The 8,752-nt window shown below is 62.1% G+C and carries 10 protein-coding genes; 4 read left to right on the top strand and 6 right to left on the bottom strand.

Annotated elements, in window-relative coordinates:
* Positions 1-297 (top strand): YaeQ family protein (locus tag H977_RS0128280; RefSeq protein ID WP_029111004.1); only part of this gene is annotated, 297 nt, incomplete at its 5' end.
* A gap of 170 nt (positions 298-467) precedes the next feature.
* Here the strand turns inward: H977_RS0128280 and H977_RS0128275 are convergent.
* The 3 genes from H977_RS0128275 to H977_RS34135 form a co-directional block, all read right to left on the bottom strand.
* The gene (locus H977_RS0128275; protein WP_029111003.1) at positions 468-1,475 is read right to left on the bottom strand and encodes a hypothetical protein; all 1,008 of its coding nucleotides are present in this window, start codon (positions 1,473-1,475) and stop codon (positions 468-470) included.
* Positions 1,476-1,530: 55 nt separating this feature from the next.
* The gene (locus tag H977_RS0128270; protein ID WP_231396083.1) at positions 1,531-2,115 is read right to left on the bottom strand and encodes a carboxymuconolactone decarboxylase family protein; all 585 of its coding nucleotides are present in this window, start codon (positions 2,113-2,115) and stop codon (positions 1,531-1,533) included.
* 187 nt (positions 2,116-2,302) lie between these two features.
* On the bottom strand, positions 2,303-3,238 hold the full coding sequence (locus H977_RS34135) for a LysR family transcriptional regulator (protein WP_036477586.1): 936 nt from the start codon (positions 3,236-3,238) through the stop codon (positions 2,303-2,305).
* A gap of 276 nt (positions 3,239-3,514) precedes the next feature.
* Between H977_RS34135 and H977_RS0128260 the strand changes: the two genes are divergently transcribed.
* Positions 3,515-3,730 carry a hypothetical protein gene (locus H977_RS0128260; protein ID WP_029111001.1) on the top strand — a complete coding sequence of 72 codons (216 nt, stop codon included), beginning with the start codon at positions 3,515-3,517 and terminating at the stop codon, positions 3,728-3,730.
* Between the two features lie 236 nt (positions 3,731-3,966).
* Here H977_RS0128260 and H977_RS0128255 read toward each other — a convergent pair whose 3' ends face one another.
* From H977_RS0128255 to H977_RS0128245, 3 genes are all read right to left on the bottom strand, one after another.
* A complete protein-coding gene (locus H977_RS0128255; protein ID WP_029111000.1) occupies positions 3,967-4,401 on the bottom strand; it encodes a pyridoxamine 5'-phosphate oxidase family protein in 435 nt (144 codons plus the stop codon).
* A gap of 261 nt (positions 4,402-4,662) precedes the next feature.
* Positions 4,663-6,291: an AMP-binding protein gene (locus tag H977_RS34130; protein WP_051289184.1), complete on the bottom strand. Its 1,629-nt coding sequence runs from the start codon at positions 6,289-6,291 to the stop codon at positions 4,663-4,665.
* 129 nt (positions 6,292-6,420) lie between these two features.
* Positions 6,421-7,833, bottom strand: coding sequence for an amidohydrolase family protein (locus H977_RS0128245; protein WP_029110999.1), 1,413 nt, complete (start codon positions 7,831-7,833; stop codon positions 6,421-6,423).
* 92 nt (positions 7,834-7,925) lie between these two features.
* On the opposite strand from H977_RS0128245, the gene H977_RS0128240 reads away from it, so the two are divergent.
* Together H977_RS0128240 and H977_RS35710 are read left to right on the top strand one after the other, a co-directional pair.
* Positions 7,926-8,552, top strand: coding sequence for a TetR/AcrR family transcriptional regulator (locus H977_RS0128240; RefSeq protein ID WP_051289182.1), 627 nt, complete (start codon positions 7,926-7,928; stop codon positions 8,550-8,552).
* A 120-nt stretch (positions 8,553-8,672) separates the two neighbouring features.
* A partial coding sequence (locus H977_RS35710) for a YaeQ family protein (RefSeq protein WP_196808349.1) occupies positions 8,673-8,752 on the top strand: 80 nt, incomplete at its 3' end.

Genomic DNA, 8,752 nt, shown 5'->3' with positions numbered 1-8,752 from the left:
GAGTGGATCAACGTCGGCCAGCCCGATGAACGCGCCTTGGGCAAGGCAGCCAGCCAGGCGGACCAGGTGCTGCTGTTCCCGTTCGCCGCCGGCGTGGCCACCTGGTGGCGCACCGTCGGACCCAAGGTGGCGGGGCTGCCGAACCTGTCGGTGCTGCAGATACCGCATGCACCGGTGCAGCAGCTGGCCCAGACTGTCGATCGACGGGTCTCGGCGCAGGTGATGGTAATGGAAGGTCAGGTGACGATGACCGTAGGCGCAGTCGACGTCACCTTCACGCCCGAGCCATTGCAGTGAACGTCTGAGCCCGAGGAACTAGTCGATAGCGTTGGCGCCAAGTCTGGTGCCTACTGCACGGCACCGAGGCCTACCCTGCAGTGGGTCCCCCACCCGCCACCACCGTTTGCCAGTGATCTCGCCGGCACAGTCGTGGATGTGTCGGACATATTCGGGCAATGTCTGCCGGGTCACGCGCGGGGCACGGTTCCGTTCCCGAGAGCAAGGCGCACCACTTGCGCCGGTCGCACGATTCCGTCGGCGGGCGGCTTGGCATGTCCACCGTCGGTGGTGACGTAAGCGACCCGTCCGTAGTCACCCGGCGACCTGCCCCAGACGATGCTCGAAGGCCCCACCAGTGAATCGGTGAAGGGATCACCCGCGACGATCGCCGGCTCCGGCCCGTGGCCCGGCTGAAGCGGAACCCGATGGATCGTGTTGTCGATGTGGGTGGTGATGTAGGCGACGCCGGCCTCCTCGTCGAGGCAGAAGTCATCGACCGCATGGATGCCCTCGGCGATCAGTTCCGGCACACCCTCCGGCTCGTACGTGCGGGGATCGACCTTCACGCACAGGAAGCTCTCCGTCGCGGAACCGGTGTAGTACAGGTGACCGGTCGAAGCGGCATAGCGCACGCCGTTGACGCCCGGCATGGGGATCTGCACGGTTTCTGACAGCACCACCGGCGCGAACGGGTCCGTGTACGACGGTGCCATCGACTCATGCTGTAACCACGGCTTCGCCGTCGCGCTGAGACCGCCATCGCTGAGGTCGACCCGCCAGATGAGCCCCTCCACACAGTCGGCCACGAGGATCACGTTCGGCGCCAGGAGGCACGCGCCGTTTGGCCCCGCGCTGTCGGGAGCAAAGGTCAGCACCCGGGAGGTCGGCACCGCGTCACCCGGCGTCCACCCGCGAAAGTCGAAGCGGTGCAATGACGGATCGCCGAGCGTTCCGACGTAGAAGATGTCGGGTTCGGTCTCGACGATGCCCATGGTGAGCCCGTCGAGCGTCGCGATGAGGAGCGGCTCGACCGGGATGGTGCTCGTCGGCGCGGGCACGTACCACAGCTCGCTGTGGTTGAGGGCCGTCACCAGGAGGGATCCATCCCCGCGTACCGCGATGTTCTCGAGGAAGTAGTTCGGCGGGAAGTTGGCCACCGCTGCGAGGGTGGTGTTCGCGTTGTTGCTAAGGGTCATGATGCTCCTTCGAAATGTGCTGTTACGTCGATAGGTCGGTATCCGGCCGCCTGTGTCAGCGGGGCGCCGGCACCTCGAAAAGGCTGAGCAATGCCGATACGGTGAGGTACTGCCCCATCAGCGCGACGATGTCGAAAAGGCCGCGCCGACCGAAGGCCGTTTCCGCCGCCCGATACAGCGCGTCGTCGATGCGATGGGCCTTCGAAAGTTGCTGCGCCAGTTCAGCGGCGATCAGTTCGTCACCGTAAAGGGACGTCGGAACTTCACCATGGGCCAACGCCTGGATGGCCGCCGTGTCGATCCCGGCGTTGGCCGCCAGCACCGAGTGCGCGTAGAGCTCGTACTCGGCGGCCCACACTCCCCCGACCGCCAAGATGACGATTTCGCGGATGCGCGCGTTGAGCATGGTGAACTTCGATTCGGCAGCCGCGAAAGCCAGGAAGCGAGAGGCGATCTCGGGATGATGCAGGAATGCGTTGAATGGACCGATCAATCGGTCATCTGGTGAGGTGATTTCGAATCCGGCGTTGATGGCCCACGGCAATTGTGTGGTTCTCACCGAGGCAGCCAGGTCCTGCTGATCGGGTGACAATCCGGCGGGGTCGACCAGTGGTAAACGCCCGCCGAGCTTTTCATTCACGGCAGCCAAGGAATTCTCCTTCGATGTGGATGTTGTTCCGGCGCCGTCGTTCTGGAGGAAGTCCGATCGGCCGCACAACTCCACGCTGCCTCACCGTTTGCCATCTGTGAAGTGCATCATTTGCCTAGTAGCACATGCATGCCACGCATAGTTCGAGGAAGGTCAGGCCAGAGGCAGTTGCGACCCATCAGGCTTCGACGGGCGGCGCCCCGGAAGGCGGTGAGGCGGTCACGCCCTGCAGGATGCGCCGCAGCCACCGATGCCATGGATCGGCGTCCATCCGCGGGTGCCAGACCGCATAAATGGTGAACGGCGGGATGTCAGGTGGCGCCGGGATCACCTTGGTCGCACCGTCATCGGGTACCCAGGACAGCAGTCGCGACGGGAAGGTCAGCACCAGGTCGGATCCGGGCAGCGCTGCGGGCGCGGTGACATGGAACGGAGTGGTCAGTTGAATGCGCCGCGACACGCCGAGGCTGTGCAGCGCGGGATCCACGCCGGGCTGAATCCCCTCTTCGACGTCGATCGCCAGATGAGGCCAGCGCAGATACTGCGCCAATCCCATGGACCGCCGCTTGGCCAGCGGATGATCGGCCGCCACGACACAGACGAACCGATCGCTGAAAAGCTTCTCGGCGCGATATCGCGGCGGCGGCGTTCGCCCGAGTGCCAGCAGGTCGATACTGCCGCCCTCGAGCTTGTCGAACGCCCGACCGTCGAGCACCTCGAATGAGATCGTCGACCCCGGCGATTCGGCGCGGATGGCTCGGGCGAGGGCCGTTCCGAACGCCGACACCGTGTAATCGGTGAGCATGATGCGGATATCACGGGCCGCCAAGGCCGGATCGAAAGCATCCGTACCGAACAGCTCGTCCAAACTCGGTAGGAACGTTGAGATTTGAGCGCGGATTCGCTCTGCGCGCGGCGTCAGGGCATAGCCCTCGTCACCGCGCACAAGCAGTTCGTCGTCGAAGAGCCGTCGCAGCCGGTGCAACGTGCGGCTCATCGCAGGTTGACTGATGCCCACCCGCTCGGCGGCGCGAGAGACGTGTCTTTCGTCGAGCAGCGCGACCAGACCTGGGAGCAGGTTGAGGTCAACCCGATGCAGATTCAACGGGCGCATGGTGTACAGCGTAGCCAATGCGCGACGGTTATATGGCCGACCGTCTCACATTTCCAGGCCCCTCTTCATCCAGGAGTATTGCCGGAACGAATATGGCGGTCTACCACTGAAGAACGTCCGACTGCGAGTGGCGGTCACGCTCCCCATTTGGGCTGCCGCCCAACCTTTTCTACCCGTGGAGGAGATGCTCTCGCAGTGGCTCTGAGTGACTGTAGGAAGAGCTCGTTCACATCTCGTCGAGTATGAGTGCTTCCGTTCGCGCCGTAGGCTCACGGCATGCACAACGTGACTCTGGCCAGCACCGCCGCACCGGCTGCGCTGATGGCGACGGTGGCGCTGGCGGCCTATTCATCGTTGATCCTCACCTGCATCGCGGTGGCGATCGACGGCGCCCGCCGACACCGACGACGCCGGGCCATCGCCGCCGCAGTGATGGTTGGGGTGCTGACACTGGGCGGGCTAGTTATGGCGATTGTCAGCAGCATCGCATGAACCCTCACAACTCAATGAGCGTGGAACACTGGGTAATTGGCGGTTTCGGCAACTCCCGGAACTTGCCATCGACGACCTTGCCCCTCGATACGCTGATTCCGCGAGCGCCCCAATGACGATTACGACTCTCCCAAGGAGCACGATTCATCCGTCGGTTGCGACAAGCTCATATCGTCACTCAGTGAGGCCGTATTGCCCAGCAGACTCTATCGGGCAGTCAGCAAGCATAGAGCCCCTCAGGACTCGTTTGAGTAGTCGACGCTGAGCCAGTGTTGGGGTCGCATTCGGAACAAAAGTGACTCAGCGTCGGGATGGTCCCTGGCGAACGCCTTCGTGAACGCGTTGCCCCCCTCCTCGCCGAGATAGCGAACGGCGATCGCGTTCATGATGGCGTCGTCGGCTGTCTCGATCGAGGTCAACGGCCCCTCGGCAGTGACGTAACGGTATGGATACGTCTCATCTTGAGCAGTGATGGAGAAGCGCCCAGCGGCGGTGATGAGGCGAGCTTTGAGCGACCCCGCCAAGCTGGAGACGAGAACCTCGCCGCCAGGCTCGTAGGCATACCAGATCGGCACAGACAGCGGTGCGCGATCAGGGCGTTCGACGGCAATTACACCAACGTGCAGATCGGCTAGGTAGGTCTCACGTTCCGTGCTGGTCATTTTCGGCATAATCTGACCAACCCAGTGTCCCCCGGCACGATTCCCGGCCACAGGCGCGGGAGGTCGATAGGCGCCCGCGCACAGGGCCGGACGAGAATGGCGGAGCCGAATGGACAGTCGCCAGTGAGGCAGTGTCAAACCGTCAGGGAACCAGCCGCCAATCTGAGTTGGCTAAGAAGGCAGTTCTACGACGATTTCAACGCTTGGATGGATCCGAAAGCAACCGGTAGCAACGCGTTCCCATCTAACTGCTCATCCTCAGCAACGCTGTCAACTGTCACCGCTGCCAGCCGTCTCCGCGGGTGCGGTGCTCCCGTAAGGATCTCTTTTTGCAAGCTCTCTTCGGAGGATTTTTCCTGCCGGCGACTTCGGAATGCGTTCGATGAACTCAACGATCCGAATCTTCTTGTGCGGAGATACTCGGTCGGCGACGAAGGCCAGCACCTCGGCGGAGTCGAGGGCGCTCTCTGATACTGGAACGACGAAGGCTTTCGGGACTTCCTCACCGTCGCGGGTGCGCGCAGCGATGACCGCCACGTCGTCAATCTGTGGATGGGTGAGCAGGAGTGCCTCGAGCTCGGCGGGTGGGACCTGGTACCCCTTGTATTTGATCAGTTCCTTCATTCGGTCGACGATGGTGACAACACCGTTGGCGTCGATGGTTGCGATGTCACCGGTGTGTAGGTATCCGTTTGAGTCAAGTGTTGCCGCGGTTGCCTTGTCGTCACCGAGGTAGCCGACCATGACGTTGGGTCCTCTGCACCAGAGCTCGCCCGGTGTCGAGAGTCCCTCCCCCGGTGCGAGTATCTCGGTGCCGGTGGCCGGGTCGACAAGTTTGCATTCCATATTGGGGATGGTGGTACCGACCGATCCCAAATCAATGTCATGGCGGTCCCAGGGTATTACGTGAGAGACGGGGCTCATCTCCGACATTCCGTAGCCTTGGCGCACAGAACAACCCAGCCGATTCTGCAAGGCGACCGCCAGTTCACGGCCCAGCGGTGCGGCTCCAGAGACGATCGTGTTCAGACTCGACAGATCGAACTCGTCGACCACTGGGTCCTTGACGAGACTGACAGCAATGGGTGGCGCGATGAACGCAAAGGTGCAGCGGTATGCCGATATGGCGGCGAGGAAAGTCCGGAGCTGGAACTTTCGCATTGTGATGATTTGGGCCCGGTAGTGCAGGCCGGCGTTGAGGATTGCTGTCATTCCGTAGACATGGAAGAACGGTAGTGCGGCGATAACGGTGTCTTCGGCAGTGATACCCATGACCGACTCGATCTGGCAGAGGTTCGCGACCAAGTTGCGATGGGTGAGCTTGACGCCTTTCGGGCGGCCGGTGGTGCCAGAGGAGTACGGCAGGACAGCCAGCTGTGAAGACGCGTCGAAAGACAGCTCCGGAGGCGGTGCTTCTTCCGCCAGGAGATCGGATACCGAAGGCATGTGGTCGTCGGCGTCGATAGCGATTATGCACCCGGGCGAGAGCCCCGCCTTAGCCACGGCGGCCGTCGCCTGCGGCAACAATGCATTGTCGGCGAACAGGAATCGCGCGCGTCCATCTTTGAGCTGACGGGCAATGTCGTCGGCTGTATAAAGTGCGTTGATCGTGGTGACGACACCGCCGGCGCGCAGCACACCGTGGTAGACCGCCGCGAATGTCGACGAGTTCAAAGCGAGCAGACCGACAACATCACCGAGTTGCAGTCCCCGCGCTGCCAGCGCGCCGGCGATCGAGTCCACTTCAGCTTTCAGCGACCGGTAGGTCGTGATGGAACCAGAGTGCGCATCGACGAGCGCGGGCCGATCGAGGTGGTCAATGTCCGAGCCGCTGAAAAGCAAGCGGTAAAGGCTACTGTCAGGGATATCTACGTCGGGGTATGGGCTTGTGAAACTCACGCAGGAACCTTCTTCCTTCGAGGCTATGCAGATTGGTCGATAATTCAGCGATGGAAGCACTGGTCGAGGTGACCGAATGCCGTTGCCTGCCTTTGCCACCCGCATTCGGGCGTCATACTTGCGACTGGCTCAACGTGACCGGCCGGTGATCAGCGATGGGTGCTCATCAGCAGGATGGGTGCTCACAATCGGATGTGTGGGTAGGGACTCGCGGTCCACCGCGCGCCCTGCTTGATACACATCGGTGATGGCGCGCAGGTGGCGGATGTCCTCGAGTGGATCTGAGTCGAGCAGAACAAAGTCAGCGAGTTTGCCAGTTTCGACCGATCCGATGAGATGGTCTTTTCCATAGCCGCGGGCCACGCTGAGGGTGGCGGCGGTGATGGCTTGCATCGGCGTCATCCCTTTCTCGACCATGGACTGCGTCCAGTGGAAGTGATCCCCTCCGAGGGTCCAGGGACGGTCTTCACGCTCGCGTGGAGACAGGTCGGTGAGATGATCGACGCTCGGGCAACCCGCGTCGGTACCCATCAGGACCTTCGCATCGGCCCCGATCAGCGTGCGCTCGTTGTCTGCGAAGGCTCCACCGCCCAACAGGGCAGCCCAGCTGCCGACTTCTTCCAAGCCCTTGCGGTGTTCGTCGTGAATGGTCTGCAGTTCTGCGTAGCAGTTGCTGTCGACGATCTTGTCAATGAGGCGGTGCGGGATAGGTTGCCCCATGGTGTAGTTGGCGTGGATCAGAACGTCGGCACCCAGATCTACTGACGTCTCCAGCGATTCGACTGACAAACTGTGGCTCAGTACGGGCACTCCTACGGATCGGGCCTCTTCGACCATGAGGTCAAGCACCGGCCGAGTGAAGGTGAGATAAGAGCGATCCAGCCCGACCGTCATGAAGATGTGATCGCTCACGGCGATCTTGAGCATGTCCACACCGCGGGCGAGGTAGTCCCGAATGCGGGGTCGGATCTCCTGGCGTGGCAGCAGACTGAGCTGGTGGCCGACCCCGGCCTCGAACATTGCGTCGATGCGATTGACGAAGGATTGTGCAGCTGCCTTGCGGCCGGCGAAGTGGAAGTCGGCGCTAAACGGACCGCCCATCCCGACGATGGCACCAGCAGCGAAAATCCGCGCACCCTGAGACGTGCCGGCGTTGATGCGGTCACGGGCGGTGAGAACCGGTTCTATCGCGTTGTAGGTGTCGAATACTGTGGTGACGCCGTTGCGCAGCTCCAGTTGCGCGGCTTCCTCGATGACCTCGACGTAGCGCCCCTCCCACCGAGCCAGGTACTCGATCGTCCCGGGTCCCACCATGAACATCCAGGCGTCGAGCAGGTGGACATTGCCGTTGACATACCCAGGCAGCATCCAGCGGTTGCTGCCGTCAATCACCGTCGCGCCGGCTGGCACCTCGGTGCTTTCGGTGGGGCCGATTGTGCTGAAACGGTCTCCATCCACGATGACTGTGGTGTCGCGTTGCGGCAGCCCGCCGTGGCCGTTGATCAGGTGAACGTTGGTGATGGCGGTGAGTGTTGAAGTCATCTGATACTCCTCTTGTGATTCAAGTCTCAAGGAGAGTATCCGAATCGATCGATTCGGTAAAGTCGAGAGCTAGCGGTCGATAAGGTTGAGCGATGGTGAACGCAGCAGAGGGCGAGTCGGCGGCCACCGACGGGCGCGCCCTGCGGTGGGAGCATAGGAAGCCCCAGTTACTTCAGGCCGCAACGGAATACATTCTCGAAAATGGCGTCGCCGACATGACGCTGCGTCCGTTGGGCGCTGCCGTTGGCGCGTCGATCACCACGCTGATCCGCCAGTTCGGCAGCAAAGAGGAACTTATCCACGAGGTGTGCCGCGAGATTCACGGGCAGATGATCAGCGCCTTCGACCAGTTCTGGGCACGCAGTGACGGCCGTCCAGTTGACGTGCTTCGAGCGTTGTGGAGCTTATGGCTCGGCCCGGAGTATTCCCGGCAGTTCGTCTTCTTGTTCGAGCTTTACGGGCTGGCGCTTCGGGAACCAGATCGTTATGAATGGTTCGCCCAGTCCGTGGTCCATGATTGGAAGACGCCGCTGGAGAACGCGCTTCGTGCCAGCGGTATCGACGCAGGCAAAGCCGGGGATCTCGCAACGCTCGTCCTCGGAATTATTCGCGGACTTTACCTGGAAAACGCCGCTACCCACGGGACTGATCGGGTGAACAGCGCATTTGAACTCGCGCTAACGTTACTGACCCCCGCCCTGGAACCGGCTGCCGACTGATCGGACTGGGTGCGTGCCGCCTTCTGTCGTGGCCACGCGCGCCGGTTAGATGCACGACTTCGCCAGATATGGCGTGGCAGCGCACTTCCGCTCCCACTGCGGTGTGGTGGACACTATGACGTGGCCCTTTCTGCAACAGTGTTCAAAGTCGAACTTGGCGTCTCCGATGTCGATCACGGTTACTACGCCGACCACACGCT

This window comes from Mycobacterium sp. URHD0025, assembly GCF_000426065.1.
GTDB lineage: Bacteria > Actinomycetota > Actinomycetes > Mycobacteriales > Mycobacteriaceae > Mycobacterium.
The sequence above is the reverse complement of the archived record's forward strand: the minus strand, read 5'-3'. Positions and strand labels throughout refer to the sequence as shown.

Coding starts and splice junctions, on each gene's coding strand:
- H977_RS0128245 (WP_029110999.1), bottom strand. CDS start 7,833: ATGACTTCAACACTCACCGCCATCACCAACGTTCACCTGATCAACGGC.
- H977_RS0128240 (WP_051289182.1), top strand. CDS start 7,926: ATGGTGAACGCAGCAGAGGGCGAGTCGGCGGCCACCGACGGGCGCGCC.
- H977_RS0128275 (WP_029111003.1), bottom strand. CDS start 1,475: ATGACCCTTAGCAACAACGCGAACACCACCCTCGCAGCGGTGGCCAAC.
- H977_RS0128260 (WP_029111001.1), top strand. CDS start 3,515: ATGCACAACGTGACTCTGGCCAGCACCGCCGCACCGGCTGCGCTGATG.
- H977_RS34135 (WP_036477586.1), bottom strand. CDS start 3,238: ATGCGCCCGTTGAATCTGCATCGGGTTGACCTCAACCTGCTCCCAGGT.
- H977_RS0128255 (WP_029111000.1), bottom strand. CDS start 4,401: ATGCCGAAAATGACCAGCACGGAACGTGAGACCTACCTAGCCGATCTG.